The sequence below is a fragment of the Candidatus Enterococcus moelleringii genome, from assembly GCF_017377575.1.
GTDB classification, from domain to species: Bacteria; Bacillota; Bacilli; order Lactobacillales; family Enterococcaceae; genus Enterococcus_A; species Enterococcus_A moelleringii.
This window is the reverse complement of record NZ_JAFREM010000017.1, coordinates 1-15319: the sequence shown is the minus strand read 5'-3', so window position 1 is coordinate 15319 and position 15319 is coordinate 1. Positions and strand designations below refer to the sequence as shown.

At 44.1% G+C, this 15319-nt stretch carries 15 protein-coding genes and 1 pseudogene; 5 read left to right on the top strand and 11 right to left on the bottom strand.

What is annotated here, in order from left to right; translation table 11 throughout:
- Positions 1-228: 228 nt before the first annotated feature.
- The 3 genes from JZO70_RS10750 to JZO70_RS10740 are packed head-to-tail and all read right to left on the bottom strand — an operon-like array spanning position 229 to position 5004.
- Positions 229-1173 carry a 3'-5' exoribonuclease YhaM family protein gene (locus JZO70_RS10750; protein WP_207673574.1) on the bottom strand — a complete coding sequence of 315 codons (945 nt, stop codon included), beginning with the start codon at positions 1171-1173 and terminating at the stop codon, positions 229-231.
- Positions 1170-3806, bottom strand: coding sequence for an ATP-binding protein (locus JZO70_RS10745; RefSeq protein WP_207673573.1), 2637 nt, complete (start codon positions 3804-3806; stop codon positions 1170-1172). The genes JZO70_RS10750 and JZO70_RS10745 overlap by 4 nt, the downstream gene beginning before the upstream one ends.
- Before the next feature lie 13 nt (positions 3807-3819).
- Positions 3820-5004: a metallophosphoesterase family protein gene (locus JZO70_RS10740; RefSeq protein WP_207673572.1), complete on the bottom strand. Its 1185-nt coding sequence runs from the start codon at positions 5002-5004 to the stop codon at positions 3820-3822.
- Positions 5005-5210: 206 nt separating this feature from the next.
- Here JZO70_RS10740 and JZO70_RS10735 point away from each other — a divergent pair, with 206 nt between their 5' ends.
- The 4 genes from JZO70_RS10735 to JZO70_RS10720 all read left to right on the top strand — a co-directional run bounded on the left by JZO70_RS10735 (position 5211) and on the right by JZO70_RS10720 (position 7768).
- Positions 5211-5714, top strand: coding sequence for a MarR family winged helix-turn-helix transcriptional regulator (locus JZO70_RS10735; RefSeq protein ID WP_207673571.1), 504 nt, complete (start codon positions 5211-5213; stop codon positions 5712-5714).
- Positions 5714-6250 (top strand): flavodoxin domain-containing protein, encoded by a 537-nt coding sequence (locus tag JZO70_RS10730; protein WP_207673570.1) that lies wholly within the window; start codon positions 5714-5716, stop codon positions 6248-6250. Before JZO70_RS10735 ends, JZO70_RS10730 begins: the two co-directional genes overlap by 1 nt.
- Positions 6243-6620, top strand: a complete 378-nt coding sequence (locus tag JZO70_RS10725) for an FMN-binding protein (protein WP_207673569.1) — start codon at positions 6243-6245, stop codon at positions 6618-6620. The genes JZO70_RS10730 and JZO70_RS10725 overlap by 8 nt, the downstream gene beginning before the upstream one ends.
- Positions 6621-6787: 167 nt before the next feature.
- On the top strand, positions 6788-7768 hold the full coding sequence (locus tag JZO70_RS10720) for a Fic family protein (RefSeq protein WP_207673568.1): 981 nt from the start codon (positions 6788-6790) through the stop codon (positions 7766-7768).
- A 37-nt stretch (positions 7769-7805) separates the two neighbouring features.
- Here the strand turns inward: JZO70_RS10720 and JZO70_RS10715 are convergent, their stop codons facing one another.
- From JZO70_RS10715 to JZO70_RS10690, 7 genes and pseudogenes are all read right to left on the bottom strand, one after another.
- Positions 7806-8603, bottom strand: coding sequence for a MerR family transcriptional regulator (locus tag JZO70_RS10715; protein ID WP_207673567.1), 798 nt, complete (start codon positions 8601-8603; stop codon positions 7806-7808).
- Between the two features lie 87 nt (positions 8604-8690).
- A complete protein-coding gene (locus JZO70_RS22430) occupies positions 8691-9083 on the bottom strand; it encodes a GyrI-like domain-containing protein (RefSeq protein WP_242703897.1) in 393 nt (130 codons plus the stop codon).
- Positions 9020-9580, bottom strand: a complete 561-nt coding sequence (locus JZO70_RS22425) for a helix-turn-helix domain-containing protein (protein WP_242703896.1) — start codon at positions 9578-9580, stop codon at positions 9020-9022. Before JZO70_RS22425 ends, JZO70_RS22430 begins: the two co-directional genes overlap by 64 nt.
- A gap of 68 nt (positions 9581-9648) precedes the next feature.
- The gene (locus JZO70_RS10705; RefSeq protein ID WP_207673566.1) at positions 9649-10146 is read right to left on the bottom strand and encodes a GyrI-like domain-containing protein; all 498 of its coding nucleotides are present in this window, start codon (positions 10144-10146) and stop codon (positions 9649-9651) included.
- A gap of 113 nt (positions 10147-10259) precedes the next feature.
- On the bottom strand, positions 10260-11462 hold the full coding sequence (locus tag JZO70_RS10700) for a hypothetical protein (protein WP_207673565.1): 1203 nt from the start codon (positions 11460-11462) through the stop codon (positions 10260-10262).
- A 658-nt stretch (positions 11463-12120) separates the two neighbouring features.
- Positions 12121-12762 carry an ABC-2 transporter permease gene (locus tag JZO70_RS10695; RefSeq protein WP_207673564.1) on the bottom strand — a complete coding sequence of 214 codons (642 nt, stop codon included), beginning with the start codon at positions 12760-12762 and terminating at the stop codon, positions 12121-12123.
- Positions 12755-13498 (bottom strand): annotated as a pseudogene (locus JZO70_RS10690) (ABC transporter ATP-binding protein). Before JZO70_RS10690 ends, JZO70_RS10695 begins: the two are co-directional and overlap by 8 nt.
- A 315-nt stretch (positions 13499-13813) precedes the next feature.
- Between JZO70_RS10690 and JZO70_RS10685 the strand changes: the two are divergent.
- Positions 13814-14737: a DUF805 domain-containing protein gene (locus JZO70_RS10685; protein ID WP_207673563.1), complete on the top strand. Its 924-nt coding sequence runs from the start codon at positions 13814-13816 to the stop codon at positions 14735-14737.
- Positions 14738-14778: 41 nt separating this feature from the next.
- Here JZO70_RS10685 and JZO70_RS10680 read toward each other — a convergent pair whose 3' ends face one another.
- Positions 14779-15255: a GNAT family N-acetyltransferase gene (locus JZO70_RS10680; RefSeq protein WP_207673562.1), complete on the bottom strand. Its 477-nt coding sequence runs from the start codon at positions 15253-15255 to the stop codon at positions 14779-14781.
- Positions 15256-15319 lie beyond the last annotated feature (64 nt).

Below are 15319 nucleotides of genomic sequence, written 5' to 3'. Positions count from 1 at the left end.
AGAGAGGGACCAGTCTTTTGAAGACGAGCTCGAAGCTCAAGGAGAAAACGGCCTACCTCTCAATCCTTATCTATATTATCTCAGAGCGACTGAGGTAATACCAAACTTTAATAACATAGGTTCATAGGGTTATCCTTACAAATCATGAAGAGTAAAACCCTAACTACAATATACAAGGAGAAAAAGATAGGCGATGCATCTCCTAAGAGAATGCTCGCCTACTTTTGCTTACACATCTTTTGGCACATAGAAACTGCGGTTGTCCATGCCGAAGATACGCTCAGTATACGTACCTGGTTCGGTATTTTTCACGGCGCTGGACAGCATTTGCATTGACGCATCGATATTGTCGATTTGGTGTAGAACTTCTGCTTCCATAATTCTTGGGCGTACAGGTGAACCGTACTCCAACAGGCCGTGATGAGACAAGACCATGTGGCGCAAAACAACTACGTCTTCGTCAGCGTCATTGATTTTCAGCGCTGCACAAGCTTTGTTGATTTCTTCATCCACTAAAACTAAATGGCCGACTAGGTTTCCTACAACTGTATATTCAGTAGAAGTTGGGCCTGACAGTTCGATAACTTTTCCTAGGTCATGCAGAATGATTCCAGCATACAGCAGTGACGCGTTCAGCTGAGGATATTCTTTTACCAAGGATTTTCCAATGCGCAGCATAGTCAACGTATGGAAGGCCAAACCACCGGCAAAGGCATGGTGATTGCGTTTGGCTGCTGGAAACTCGAAAAATTCCTTTTGGTACTTGTTCAATAAGAAGCGGACGATTCGGTTCCAATGGGCGTTGGTGATTTCAAACAAGGTTTGGTTGATTTCTTCTTCCATCTCGTCGCGACGCAACGGCGCCCGTTCCATATATAGACTTGGATCGCCTGGTTCTTCTGGCCGAGTGGTGCGCAGGTGCAGAATTTTCACCTGCGGGTTGCCTTGGTAGATTTCCCGTTTGCCGTTTAAGGAAACGACTTGGCCGGCTTTAAACTTATTGATTTCTTCTTCAGAGGCATCCCAAAATTTGCCGTCTACGGTTCCGGAAGTATCTTGGAAGGTAAAGGCGATAAATTTCTTGCCATTTTTTGCTAGTCGGACATCGGCATTTTTGATTAATACATACATTTCAAATTGCTCGTCGACAGTCAGTTCTTTGATTTTCTTCATCTTGAATCTCCCTTCAATTCCCAAACTGGTTGGTGAAGCTCTTGGTAATAGCTTACCATTTCTTGGTCAGATGACAAACAGATGATTTGATAATCTTTGCTAAATTCCGCAAAAAGCTTAGCCAATTGTCGTTTTCGCTGGTGGTCGTAATGCAACCAGCCGTCATCAATAATAATCGGACACCATGGATGCTTCTTCTGCAAAGCTAAATAGGCAAAGCGAATCGCCATGATTACCTGGTCTTTGGTGCCGGTGGATAAGCTGTAGACTGGCCGCTGATTCACGGTAACCGTGCCCTCGGCAAAATCCAAGCGAGCTTGATCGTAATCCGTCAACAATTGGAAATAGCGGCTGGCCTGCTTCATTAGTTCCGGCAATTGCTGCTCAGACAGCTCAGTGGCGATGTCCTGCAATAATTGACTTTCTAATTTGGCAGCGGCGTATTCCTTCAATAGTTGCGTCACCACGGCTTTTTGCTGGCTGACCTGCTGATACCAGGCATCTAGCGTCCCATCGGCTTGCATCTGATCAATTTGCAGCCGCAAACGTTGCTCCTGTTCCTGCAATTGCCGCAGGGCTTCTTGGCTCGTTTGCTGCTTCTCTTTTAAGATACGCAATTGATCTTGAATTGTATCAAAATCAATTGAATTTGGAAAAAGCGGTGCCACGGTTTTTTCAAGATCCTTTAAGCGCTGCTGCTTTTGCGCGGTTTCCTGCTGTCTTTGCAAGAAAGCCGGGACTTCGGATGGGTAATGAAGGCCTAATTGCTGCAGCAAATGCTGATTGACGCTCAGTAAAATCTGCTGCTGTTTCTTGGCTTCGTTCATGCGCTGCTGCAGCATCGTGTTTTCCTGATAAGTTTGGGCGAAACGGATTTGCTCCATTTCTTTGGCGTATTGTTCTAAGGCAGTGAATTTGTCGGTAATTGTTTTTTCCTGCAGCGGCAGCCATTCTTGTAAGAAGGTAAATTCCTGCTCTTGCTTTAACAGCTGCTGATGGATTTCCTGCTGCTTGGTTCGCCAGCTGCTTTGCTCTTCCTGTTGTGTGAGAAATTGCAGCGCCGCCTGATTGACCTGCTGGATGTCCAGTTCGGTTTCCCGCAGCGGTAATTTGCGTCGTTGCAGTTCCTGTTGAACTTGCTGGCGCGCTTGCAGTCGGCGTTTATCTAAGCGAGCAAAATTAGTTTGTAATTCGGCTAACTGACCTTCATAAAGATCCAGCTGGCCTAATTTTTCCTGCCAGGTTTCTTTGCTGGCGGTGGTGTTTTTCTTCATTAAACCTAAAACCGCGCTGATAGCTGCCAGTACGACTAGGCCGTAGCGCCAAGGAACCGGTAAAAAGAAGGCCAAAACTAAGGCAATTACAGCAGCTACAAACCACCACGGCTTGCGCTTCGGCTGGTTAAAGAGTTCTGGATGCTGCTTTTCGTATTGGTTTAGGGCTTTTTCCGCCTGATCTCGCTGCTCTTGCACCAGCTGCAAGCGGATTTGTTGTTCTTCTGCTTGTTTTTGCAGCTGCTGCAACGGGGTTAAAAATTTAGTAACCGTTGCGTTGTCAGGGAAAGGCTGCGGAGCTTGGGTTGCGCTCCAGCCAAAATTGTCGGCTTGCTGCTGGGCTAATTGAACCGTTAAACGCTGTTCTTCATCTAATAAACGCAGAACCGCCACCTTTTGCTCCAATAATTGCTGAATCTTTTCTTCGTTTTCTAAATAGAAATAATACTTGGCCGAATGCTGGTCCATCCCGCTGTGGCGTTGCAAGGCCTGCTGCAGTTTCTCTAGCTCCTTGTTCAGCTGCTGATATTCTTGATAAAACTCCTGCAGCTGGGCCAATTCCTCGGGACTGCCCTGCTGACTTAAATCGGCATCCTTCAGCGTTTGGTATTCTGCATAATTGTTCCAGTTCAAGCGTTGCTGTTCTAATTGCAGCTGTTGTTGTTGGGCCTCGTGATTGGCAGCTTCCTGTTTGCTGACCTGCTTTTGCAGTTCGTCGGCTTGACGAACCAACGATTGGAAGTCAGCTTCTTGCGCTTCCTTTTGTTGAATTTTCTGCTGCAAGGTCTGTAAGCTTTGCAACGCTTGGTTCAAGGTCTGCTTGCGACCCCGCGGTTTGTAAATGGTCTCGTATTTTTTTTGCAGCGTATTTTTCTTTTCAAACAGCTGGTTGCTGCCGGATAATCCCAGCGAAACTAGCGCGTCATGCATCGCATCTTCCTGTAGGTATTCCAGCTGCTGCAGCTGCTCTTGTTGAAAGGTGAAGACCTGCTGAAACAATTCTTGATTCAATGGATACAAGATTGTTTCCAGTAAGGCTTCATCCCCTTGCTGCCCATCCGCAAGTAAAACTGCGGCTTTGCCTTTGTTTTTACTTTTATAGCGTTCAACCGTTATCTGTCCATATTTTTCAGTCATCAGGGTCAAGCGGCCGCCATAGCCGCTGCCGTCTTCCGGCGTATAGTCCTGGCCTTTTTTCCGTTTATTAGGAAAGCCAAAAAGAATCGCTTGAATAAACTGGTACAGGGTTGATTTCCCGGCTTCGTTCAAGCCGTAAACCAGCTGATTCTTCGGCTCAAATAAAAAAGTTTGCTGCCGCCATTTGCCAAAGCCGGTGATTTCTGCTTTCTTAATCCACATATGCATCCCTTTTCTATTCGTCGGTTTTTACCGCTCGAAAGCGATAAGTGTCTTTCATTATTTGGCTTAGTTCGGTGATTACCTCGGTTTTAAATTGCTGATTCAGCAACGGGTGAATCGCTGGATTTTGATCCAGCTCCTGCAGCAGCTCTTGAAAAACAGTCGGTTCTTGATAAGTCGCGATTAGCTGATCGACTAGCGCTTCCTCCACTGCCAAGTAAGGTCGTTCCTCCGGTGCATCGGCTACTGTCAGTTGCCACAAAAAGATGTGCTCCGGCAATTCTTCTTGTAGGGCTGAGCGCAATTCATCAGAAGCTGCTTGATAAGCCAACTCGGCTCCTAAAGCTTCGCCATCGGTTAACTCGATTTGCAGCAAGGTTGGCTGCATAATCTGCACCTGCTCCTTCACTGCTTGGAATAGCTGAGGATTGTTGCGCACTCGCGCCAACGAAACCTGCTGTTTTTGCCATTGAACTGCGGCGATTTCGACTGAGCGGACTGTCGTGGTTCCACCAATGTTTTCTACTATCTTTACTCCTGCTAGTTGCGTTTCCTTTTGGGTATGTCCTTGCGGCGTTCCTGGATAAACAATCCAAGGTTGTTCCGACAAAATCTGCGGCACATGAATATGTCCCAACGCCCAATAGTCATAGCCCTTCTCCATCAATTTTGACAAAGTAAAGGGTGCATAAGGCATTTGGCCCCCGTGGTACATGCCAATTTGAAAGGCATCGCTAGTTTTCGTCGGAAATTGATCGATCATTTCCTGCTCAATTAACGGATGCTGGAAGCTGAAGCTGGTAACGGCGGCCTGCTCACCTTTTTTGGTGGTGAAGCGTTTGGTTTCCACCGCTTCCTGGGTAAACAAGACCACGTTGTCGGGAAACGTAAACCAGTAACGCTCCGCCTGGTAATAATCGTGATTGCCAAAATTCATAAAAACCGGAATTTCGGCCTGATTCAAGCGCTCCATTTCCGCAAAGAAATAGCGCTGAGTTTTCAATGTCGGGCGATTTTGGTGAAAGGTATCGCCGGCTAATAAGACAAAATCGACCGCCTCTTGAATGGCTGTATCGACTAAATTCGTTAACATTTTTTGGTTTGCTTGTAATAAATACGGTTGAAAGCTGTCTGCTACTTCGATCAGTCCTTCAAAAGAACGGTCCAGGTGCAGATCTGCTGCGTGTAAAAATTTCATGATTATGCCTCCAATCCCATCTATTTTACCATAACAAGGCGAAAGTTTGTTCGTATAACTGATGGAAATTGCTAATCTTTTTGATTTATTAAAAAACAAATGCTCATGGCTTTTCTACATAAATTTAGGACCAGAGTTGTATGTTCTTACTTAGGAAATCTGTTATACTGAAGTTAGTAACTAGTTACTTAAAAAGGAGAAGCCTTATGGATATTAATCATTTAATTGAAGCCTTTAGTAAAACCCGCGATTCCCAGCAGCGAGCCATCTTTTCCAGCCTGTTTATTTTAGGCAATCGCCTGCAAACCTCATTTGACAAGGTGGACCCGGTGGTGACGTTGAAACAATTCATGGTTTTGACGATGGTGAAGAACGGCCCTGAAGAAGGACTAACGCTAACCCAAGTGGGGGAACTCTTAGGCAGCTCCCGGCAAACAGCCAAAAAGCTGGCCCTGTCTTTAACCAAAAAGGAATTAGTCAGCATCCAACAAAGCCCCCAAGACAAACGGAAAACCTTGCTGACCATCACTGCTGCAGGTCGCGAGTACTTTGCCAAAGTGGCGGCTTTGCACAACGAAGCGTTGAATCATTTGTTTGAGGATTATACCGATGAGGAAATCGCCCAGTTCTTTGCTATTTTCATGAAGCTGTATGGCGGGGCCGAACGGTTGGAGAGATTTGAAATGGAACAAGGAGAGGCGGACAAATAATGGAAAAAGTTGGGGTGATTTACGGTTCACATTACGGCACGACGGAGCAGTACGCAGAATGGATCGCCGAAAGCCTGGAGGCACCCGTGTTCGAGGCTTCCAAGGTGAGCAAGGAGCAGTTGGAAAATTTTGAGCTGATTATTTTTGGCGGCGGACTTTACGCTAGCGGGATTAAGGGCTTTAAGCTGCTGAAGGAGCATTCCGGGAAAAACCTAGTGCTGTTTACAGTTGGCTTAGCTGATCCGCAGGTCACAAATTATCAGCCAGTTTTACAGCATAACTTGAGTGATGAACAACTGCAACATGCTAAAATTTTTCATTTGCGAGGCGGGATTGATTATAGCAACCTTTCGAAGATGCATCGCATCATGATGACGGTGAAGAAAAAAGACGTGGAGAAGAAAATGAAGCTGAATCCTAACGAAGAAGATCGGGAATTTATGGCTACCTACAACAAAAAAGTTGATTTCCTAGATCGGCAAACTATCGCACCATTACTGGATTATGTGAAAAAGGAGTTGAGAAGCGATGTCTAAATTATTGATCGGTCTACTGACTATTCTGATTTTAGGTTTCCTGATTTTCTTTGTTGCTGACCGCTATACAAAATCGGTCTTGAAGGATGCCGCAGTTGCGGATATTGACCTGACAGAAGTATCTGATGGCACTTACACCGGCGAAGCAGCTATCAAGCCCGTGATTGCTAAAGTTGAAGTGACAGTCGAGAGTGGGAAAATCGCGGACGTTCAAATTCTTGCGCATCAAACCGGTTTAGGCAAAAAAGCGGAAGTGATCACTACGGATATTGTCGAAAAGCAATCCTTAGACGTTGATGCTGTCAGCGGTGCAACTATGAGCAGCCGCGCGATTGTTAAAGCTGCGGAAAATGCGCTGACTCAGGAATAGAAAACTCAGGTTTCTCGAAGTACAAAATAAGCCAAAACCAGACTGACAATTCCTTCAATCTGGGTTTGGCTTTGTTTCCTCTCAAAAAAATAGCGATATAATTAGCGATAAAAATAGCGATATCCTAAGATTTTTGGTACTCTAGATATGAGGAAGGTGGTGGTCTTTTGACTCCGCAATTTAGTATTACCAACAAGATGCTTCGTCAGATCGTTGAAATTACTCAACTAATAACCAGACTTGAATTGACCCGTGAACGGGATCTTCATCTAAGAAAAGAAAATCGTTTGCGTACCATTCACTCATCGCTGGCGATTGAAAATAATTCCCTCTCATTAGATCAAGTCACTGACATCATTAATGGCAAACCTGTTTTAGGCAAACCTCAGGAAATCCACGAAGTGAAAAATGCTTATGAGGCTTACGAAAAAAGTTTTCGGTTGAATCCCTATAGCGTCGAGGACTTTCTAACCGCCCATGCATTGCTTACTGCTGATTTAGTCGAAAATCCTGGGAAATTCAGAAATACAGATGTGGGTGTCTTCGATAATCAAGGAAAGGTAGTGCATGTCGGTGCTCGACCCGAATTCGTTCCCCAATTAGTTAAGGAACTTTTCGAATGGGGAAAAAACGATGATACGCCCGATTTGATTAAAAGCTGTATCATCCACTTTGAAATTGAAATTATTCATCCCTTTGAAGATGGCAACGGACGGATGGGCCGCATGTGGCAAAGCCTTATCCTAAGTAAATTTGCCGAAATTTTTGAATGGATTCCGATTGAGACAATTATTTATCAGCATCAGCAGGAATATTATGCCGCTTTGGAACAAGGCAACAACGCGGTAGATTCCACCGTTTTCATCGAATTTATGCTGGACGTCATTCTTGAAACCTTAAAGCAATATCCCCAGGCTGCTTCGGCTAAAATAAAAAACGAGCAACTGAATGCCCGTGAAAATGAGTTTCTAAACTTAGTCCTTGGTTACTTGCAGGATCACCCGGCTATCACAAACAAGGATGCCCAAGCCTTATCAGGAAAATCCCCGGCAACGGTTCGCGGGTATTTCGCTAAATTGGTTGACCTTGATCTGCTCGAAGCTGATGGCAACAATAAAGCCCGTAAGTATCGTTTACCATTAAACTAAATGCTGATCCAGACTTAATCTACTGGATCAGCATTTTTTACTCTTTAATCGGCACAACAATCTTCGTCTGATAACTCTCAGGATTCCCCTTAAAAAATTTCCCAGGCCCCTTCAAATACACTTCTCGCCAAGGTGTCTCCAAAGTTAATTCGTTAGCTTTCGCATAATCGATTAATGCCTTATAGGCTTCATTTAATCGGTCATAACTTCCCACATGCGTCGTGCACAATGCCTGCCCAGCAGGAAACGTCGTGATTTTCAGCAAATCCGAATCAAAGGTCTTCTTAATCGGAACTCCCAATGCCATTTTGCCAATTTCGTTGACTTCTTCATCAAAATACAAACAAAACGGTGCGCCGTTGCCGCGGCCTTTAACCTCTTGGAACAATTTCCCTGTGTACTGGCCAATTTCCTTGAAGGTTCCTTCAAAATACAATAATGCGACTCTTTCAGCCGACAACTCTTCAACAGTCATCTTGTACTCCATCTGTCTTCGCTCCCTCGTTTCGGTATGTTTCAGGAGGTCATCCATTTGCTGGATCAAAGCCTTTTGCCTAGCAACTTTCTCGGCTAATTGCGTGCGTTTTTCGGCTAAAAAGGCCGCTAGATCCTCTTCATTTAACTCATAGGCTACCACTTCTTTAATTTCAGCAATCGTAAAATCGAATTGCTTCAGCAGCAAAATCAACTCCGCCTTCGCCAAATCTTCGTTGGAATAATAGCGATAGCCATTCGCACCCCGATCCGAAGGCGTCAAGATCCCTTCTTGATCGTAATAGCGCAGCGCCTTAGCGGTCAGCTTTGAGATTTTAGAAAACTCGCCAATCGTGTACATGAAATTCCCTCCCTACCTAAACTATAGACCCTCCCCTATAGAGGAAGGTCAAGAGGTTGCTATAAGTTTTAGTCTTCTTTTATTTCGTCAGTCAACCGGCAACCAGATTTCTAAACAGGCCTTATCCTCCAAGGTCACATAAGTTTCCGGCTCTGGCCCTTCTATCCGTTGATAATCGGTTTGCGGCAGCCAAGTACTAAAGATCCGCTGCTGCAAGCGGTGATAGGTGTTCGACACATTCGCGGTGACCCGATAATCATAGGGCTCGCTGGTAAACACTGCATAGGTTTGCTTGGGAATCGAAAAAATCGGATAGCTGCTGGTTTGCCCCTCAGCCAAGACAAAGCCAGTAAAATAATTCAATTGATTACTAACAGGAGCCTGCGGATTGGCTACCGCAAAATACGGTTCCCGATTCACTCCGAAAAAGTGCTTATTGGTAGCTGCTGATTCGGCAAACTTTCGTAATTCACCGTCCATGAAAAATTCTCCCACTGCTTGCCGGTATGAGTGAACAATTGGTCGTCCAATAAATAGCTGTTCATTTTTCCAGTAATTTGAAAAGCCGGCAGCTGTTCGATGCGATAGTTCAGCGTTTCACCGCCGGCAATTTCAATATTCAAGCGGATTGGCGGAAAAAAGTTGATGCTGGCCTGTTCGTCCTTAGCCTGGGCCGGTGTTAATCCGTGAAAATTCACGAAGGCACGATGAAAAGCAGAGCGATTGGCGTAGCCGCACAGGTCGGCAAGTTCTTCAATCGTCTGCTCTTTTTTCCGCAAGCAATAAACGGCCTCAGATAACCGTCGATTGCGAATATAATTAGTGAAAGAATGCCCCGTTAAATAAGTGAAAAAGCGATGGTAAGTGTATTCCGACAGCAGCGCCTGCTTGGCCAGCTGCTTCAAGTCGATTTCTTCAAATAAATGTTCTTCAATATAGGCTAATGTGGCCGTAAAACGTTGGATATCAGTTGCCATGCCTACCTCCTGTTGTGATGTCTTATAATTATCTTAGCACATCAAAACAGCGCTTTATTGAAAAATTTCTATTTTTTCTTCACTGGCACCCAGATTTCAACCGCATCACCTTGACCGTACACTTCTAAATCTGGTCCGGCCGAAGTCATATCCCCAGTCATGTAGCCGGTGTTAAGCAATTCGTATTCCTCCGATTGCGGTCCCCATTTTGCCACAATATTGAACTGCGTCTGCCCGGAAGCCTCCCGTGTCGTGGGAAAAACCGCCCACGTGTTGGCTGGCACTTCCATTGATTCAAGCCCCACCGGTGCTTCAGCCGTGGTAGCCACCCCAATATAATAGTCAAAACGTTTGGCATCCTGCGCATCAACGTTGTAAAAACTGGCACCAATCAAGCCAAACGGCTCCCGATTAATCAGCGGCAACAACGCTTCCTGTTTCCCCGAAGAAAAAAGTTCATTCCAAAAAGCTGGACAGTCCTTCATTCCCTGCTGGTTCTGGTTGGTGGAGGCTTTCTTGTATCCCACCAGCTTGAATGCCTCTAGTTCCACGATTCTATGTTCCATGATGAATTCCCCCTTTGTTTGGTCTTACTATAGCAAGGAATCCATCCGGTTCATGTACCAATTTCTAAGCAGAAAAAGCAACATTCTTTAGTCACGCTGGCAGCAATCCCCCACTACCGCTTTTTCTTCTTGCTCTTGCCTTTCCCCTTTTTCGTTTTGTCAATCGCCTTCCGTATTTCCCGTTCTTTTTTCTCCTCTTCCCGCTGCTTCCTAATGGCTTCTTGACTGAAGACTGGCGGCTTATCTTTCTTCGTCTTTTTGTAGACCGGCTTTTGGAACGGCTTTTTCGGTTTTTTCGGTTTTTCTGGTTGTTCGTTTTTCGGCGGATCGGCTGGTTTCTGGAAATCCTTAAGCTGGGAAAGATCCGTCAGCGGCTTGGCTTGCTGCAGACGAATTCCTCCTAGTAAAGCGGCTGCTATCCGGCTCAAGGTTACCCTTTCTTCAGCTGCCGGATCTGGCACAAAGCCCTCGAACATATAGGCGGCTATTTCATCCATCGTTTTACCGGCATAGACATTGTTTTCCAAATAATGCGCTGATTCAATCACCAAGCCGGCATCGGGTTCATCGCTGACTTTCAGCTTCTGGAAAGCAGCCCAGGCTTCTGCCAGCTGTGCTTCTAGGGAAGTGGTTACCTCATCAGTTGCAGCAGCCAGCTCTTCTGCGACTGCTTCTTCCTCTAGTTCTGCATCGTAGATCGGAGTTGTCGACAAATAAATGTAGCGGACCAAGTCCGTGAAGCGGCGGACACCGTCTTTTTCAAATATGGTTAAGGTAGTTAAAATCGATAAAAGTTCCGTGGTTTCTTCCGCCGAATAGCAAGGATCGACATCTTTGATGGTAAAGCGATGCTTCTTGCCATTGGCGTCTTTAAAGACCGTGGCGATGTTCATCAGCTCTTTTGGCTGACGTTCTCCACAGTAAAGCATTTTATGTAAGTGATCCACCGTTTTTTGGGTAGATTCGGTAACTTTCAAGAACTCCGCTTGATTTTTGAACAGACGGTCTACGACTTTTTTCCATTCTTCAGTAGTGAAAAATTTTTCAAAATAGACACAAAGATGGCGAACCGCAGCCAAGTCTTTCACACTGCCTTCCAACAACAATTTGCTAATTGTCTCTTGGGTGGCCTCAGAGTAATCAAGGGGCGATAAGGCATTTTTGATTAACACCACAACGGCGCATTGCAGCAAATAGGCTGAATCAGAATTCTGTTCACGAAATTTTTTAAACCGTCTAGCCATTCCCTCCGGCTTAAGGGAGAAAAGCTGCACCTGACCCAATTTTAGCAATCTTTTTTGTGTGTCCACCTTCATTTTTCACTTCTCCTTGTCTGTATATGTAATATACGATTATCATATTATAGGAGGAGCGGATATTCTATAACATTTTATTGCCATAATGATACCGCTTCAAAAGCTAAACATTCAAAATGTTAACCTTTATATCTAGACACGATAAATAAACATACTGAGTCCTTGCCATCAAAGGATTCTTCTAGCATAGCTATTATTTTATACTTATTCTCTTATTTTTACCAAGTGTTTACAAAACGAAAATTTTGCCATTTGACAGTCCGTTTAATTACAAAATAGCCAAAATCACTTATATACCAACGTTTTTCTGACTACCAATAAAATACAAAACACTTTGAATAACAAGCAGAATCGTCATCCATCGGCCGAATACGGTGTCAAAGTTTATTTATTATTAAAGCATTGCCCGCAAGAATATCCCAGAAACAACGTATGATTGGTTTTCCCGGCTAATTAAACACCCAACAGGAGAGTAATACAAAAAATTCTAAAATAATATTTTTGGAAACCAGAGTGCATAAAATAACTACACGTAGTTATATAAACCGATGGATTTAGAGGTGGAAGAAGCGACTGCTAAGTTCCTTTTAGCAAAATATTGTCATTGAAGGTCCTTACTATTGGTATACACCAATGACGAGAACAACGATCCTTCATCTTACAAATCCACCTGCTGGAAATTTTTAACCGACAGCCGATAAGCCAGCAAACTAGCAACAACATATAGCAGGATTCCCACCACTAGAATCGGCAGCTGGCGAAACAGATCGGTTGAGTTCGTGCCATCCAGCCATTCAAATGCTGGAAAATGCACCACAATTTCCACCAAAGTCATAATGATCGTCATGGGAATCAGCGCTAAAATAAAGGCCTTTCCGGCTTTGTAGGCGGTTTTGAAAAAAGTCGGTAAAAAGATCAGATTAAACAATGCGTAAAGCAGAAAGCCCATGCCGTAAAAGGCAACATTCGCCTCAATCCCCACTGGGTTGCCGTTTGACAGCAGCAAGGTTCGGAAATAGGCAAAAGGCAGCGAAATCAGCATTTGCGTCATTTGCGCCAAGACAACCAGCCAGCATTTTGACCGAACAGTATCCTGCTTGCGCACCGGCAGCAGAGCCGTATAGTAAATATCATTGGTTTCCCGCCCGTACATGAAGCTGATATAAATCCCCAAACCGCTAAAAAGAAAAATCATCCCATACGGGTAGGCCGGAACTAACACCAGCGCCCCCATGCAGGTAAAAATAAATAAATTGGGGTGAGCGGCTAAACGGATTTCTTTAAATAGTAAATTAAACATCGTAGGACGTCCTTTCTGTACGGATCATGATTTCTTCCAGTGAAATTGTTGCTTCTCCCGGCTGTTTCAAGGAATCGAAGGACTGCATAAAGTCAGCTTTCGGGGCACTTGCCAGCATTTTTCCTTCTTTAATATAGGTAATAGTGTCCGCACATTTTTCCAAATCGGACGTAATATGGGTGGAAAACAGGATACTGCGCTCGCCGCTTTTTACCAGCTGCTGGAACAATCCCAGCAAATCATCCCGCGAAACCGGATCAAGTCCACTGGTTGGTTCATCCAAAATCAACAGCTTGGCCTGGTGTGACAGGGCCAAAGCTACCATATATTTCACCTTCATCCCGGCAGACAAATCCTTCACCTTCTTGTTTGGATCTAAAGAAAAAACTGACAAGTACTTTTGATAAACTGCTTCATCCCAAGATGGATAAAAACGTTTGGTTACGTCGGTGATTACTGACAGCTTTTTTTGCTCGTAGAAATCAATACCGCCTAGAACAATCCCCATTTGCTGCTTGCACTCCTCTTCATTTTCCAGGAAAGGTTTGCCGAACATTTCGATCTCCCCAGCACTGGGCTGAACTAAATTCAGCAATGCCTTTAACGTCGTACTTTTCCCCGCTCCATTTTTCCCAATCAGCCCCATAATCTGTCATTGCGGCAAGGCAAAAGAAATATTTTCTAGTGTAAAACTTTGGTAATGCTTAGTTAAACCCTCAACCTTTAGTAAATTCATTTCGTTCCTCCATCTGCATGTTCAGCACGTTTCCTTGAGCGTTGTCATTTTTCTTAGCTGAAATGCTATTTATCAGATCTTTCATATTTTTCATACTTTCTATATACCTATCATAAGCAACAACGGGGGAAACGAACACCAACCAAGGTTAACCAAATATGTTCGTTTTGGTTGCATAGCTTGCTTTTAGGTTGTTTTGGTTAGAAAAAAGCTGAATTCCATAGCTATTTACCATAGTTTATGTATACAATAGTAGGAACAATAACTACTGTCTCTTAATAATGAGTTGTTGAATGGGTAAAAAAGGGGTTAACGATGAAAATAATTAATCAAGTTCCTGGAGAAGTGGGCTTTGTACAAGCGATTAAAGATTTCTTTTTAGGATATGTAGAATTCAAAGGGCGGACAACCCGTGCGGGGTATTGGTGGGTGCAGCTGATTCTGCTCACTATTCGGTCAGTGTTCAGCCTGATTTTATTTACTTCCATGTTTTCAGCGTTTTTAAATGCTGGACTAATGTATGACTATTACATGTCGGAAGAAGATATGTTGTGGGAGGTCTTATTCAGCTTATTGCGGTTAATGCCGATTATCGTTATGTATTTGATCTTTTCTCTGGCTATGCTGCTGCCAAACTTGGCTTTAACGACTAGAAGAATGCGGGATGCCGGCTTACGGGGACGCGGATTGTTGGTTCATTATGGGGTACTTTTTGTGTTACTTTCCCTGCAATTCACTTTCGATGTTGCCAGTATGTGGTCGCCGGGCTATTATGTGGCCTCGATGCTTTGTCTATTATTCAATCTGATTATCTCGATTGAGCTGTTTGTTTTCACCTTGATGCCGTCTAACGAACTGACTACCAAAAGCACCAACAGCTTCCTGCGCTTTTTCTTCCGGGAAAAAGAACAGCCGGTGACAACTTTTAAGGCTGAAACGAAAGTCGAAACTGTTGTTGAGTCTGAAATTATTGCTGATGCTGAAGTTAAAACTGAAACCGAGACTGCTGTGAATGCGGAAACGGAAGACGAAACTGTTGTTGATGTTGAGACTCAAACCGATGTTGTTGTTGATGCTGAAATGGAAGACAAAACTGAGGCTGTTGTTGAAACTGAAACCAATACTCATACTGAAACTCAAACCGAATCTGTTACTGAAATCGAAACTGCAACTGAAACCGAGGCTGCAACTGATGTTGACTCCGAATCCGAAACCGAAACAAACGAGCCGCTGCAATAGGGCTCGTTTGTTTTTTTCTATTTGATTATTAACTTCCAATGCTAATTTAGCTGACAGACCATGATATATTCCTCTTCATCCTCCGCGACAATTTCAAAGCCGAGTTTTTCATACATTTCCAAGGCATAATTATCTTTTTGCACCGCCAAAGAAGTTTGGGTGTAACCGGCTTGCTTAAGCTGAGCCAACATCGCCTTCATTAATTCCGTGCCGATTCCCTGACCACGAAACTCCGGCAAAAGGGAAATCGCAAATTCTGGTGTTTTTTGATCCACTGAACCGAAGCCATCCAGAATTCTTACCCACACCGCGCCGACGACTTGTTTATCAACCTCTGCACATAAACAATGATCATCCGGCAGCCGGCCAAAATCCTTAATATACACATTCAATTCGGGATTTTTTATTTCAGCTCGCGGGATCACATGCTCTGAATCCTGCTGAAAAATCGCTTGATACAAAAATTCTTCTAGTAATGGGTATTCTGCTGGTGTCATTTCTCTGATGGTTGCTTTCATATTTTCCTCCGATTATTTTAGTTTGAATAATCAGCTGTCTCTCCAGGTTCTTTCTCAAGTTTGG

Coding starts and splice junctions, on each gene's coding strand:
- JZO70_RS10750 (WP_207673574.1), bottom strand. CDS start 1,173: ATGAAGAAAATCAAAGAACTGACTGTCGACGAGCAATTTGAAATGTAT.
- JZO70_RS10745 (WP_207673573.1), bottom strand. CDS start 3,806: ATGTGGATTAAGAAAGCAGAAATCACCGGCTTTGGCAAATGGCGGCAG.
- JZO70_RS10740 (WP_207673572.1), bottom strand. CDS start 5,004: ATGAAATTTTTACACGCAGCAGATCTGCACCTGGACCGTTCTTTTGAA.
- JZO70_RS10735 (WP_207673571.1), top strand. CDS start 5,211: ATGGATATTAATCATTTAATTGAAGCCTTTAGTAAAACCCGCGATTCC.
- JZO70_RS10730 (WP_207673570.1), top strand. CDS start 5,714: ATGGAAAAAGTTGGGGTGATTTACGGTTCACATTACGGCACGACGGAG.
- JZO70_RS10725 (WP_207673569.1), top strand. CDS start 6,243: ATGTCTAAATTATTGATCGGTCTACTGACTATTCTGATTTTAGGTTTC.
- JZO70_RS10715 (WP_207673567.1), bottom strand. CDS start 8,603: ATGTACACGATTGGCGAGTTTTCTAAAATCTCAAAGCTGACCGCTAAG.
- JZO70_RS22430 (WP_242703897.1), bottom strand. CDS start 9,083: ATGGACGGTGAATTACGAAAGTTTGCCGAATCAGCAGCTACCAATAAG.
- JZO70_RS22425 (WP_242703896.1), bottom strand. CDS start 9,580: ATGGCAACTGATATCCAACGTTTTACGGCCACATTAGCCTATATTGAA.
- JZO70_RS10705 (WP_207673566.1), bottom strand. CDS start 10,146: ATGGAACATAGAATCGTGGAACTAGAGGCATTCAAGCTGGTGGGATAC.
- JZO70_RS10700 (WP_207673565.1), bottom strand. CDS start 11,462: ATGAAGGTGGACACACAAAAAAGATTGCTAAAATTGGGTCAGGTGCAG.
- JZO70_RS10695 (WP_207673564.1), bottom strand. CDS start 12,762: ATGTTTAATTTACTATTTAAAGAAATCCGTTTAGCCGCTCACCCCAAT.
- JZO70_RS10685 (WP_207673563.1), top strand. CDS start 13,814: ATGAAAATAATTAATCAAGTTCCTGGAGAAGTGGGCTTTGTACAAGCG.
- JZO70_RS10680 (WP_207673562.1), bottom strand. CDS start 15,255: ATGAAAGCAACCATCAGAGAAATGACACCAGCAGAATACCCATTACTA.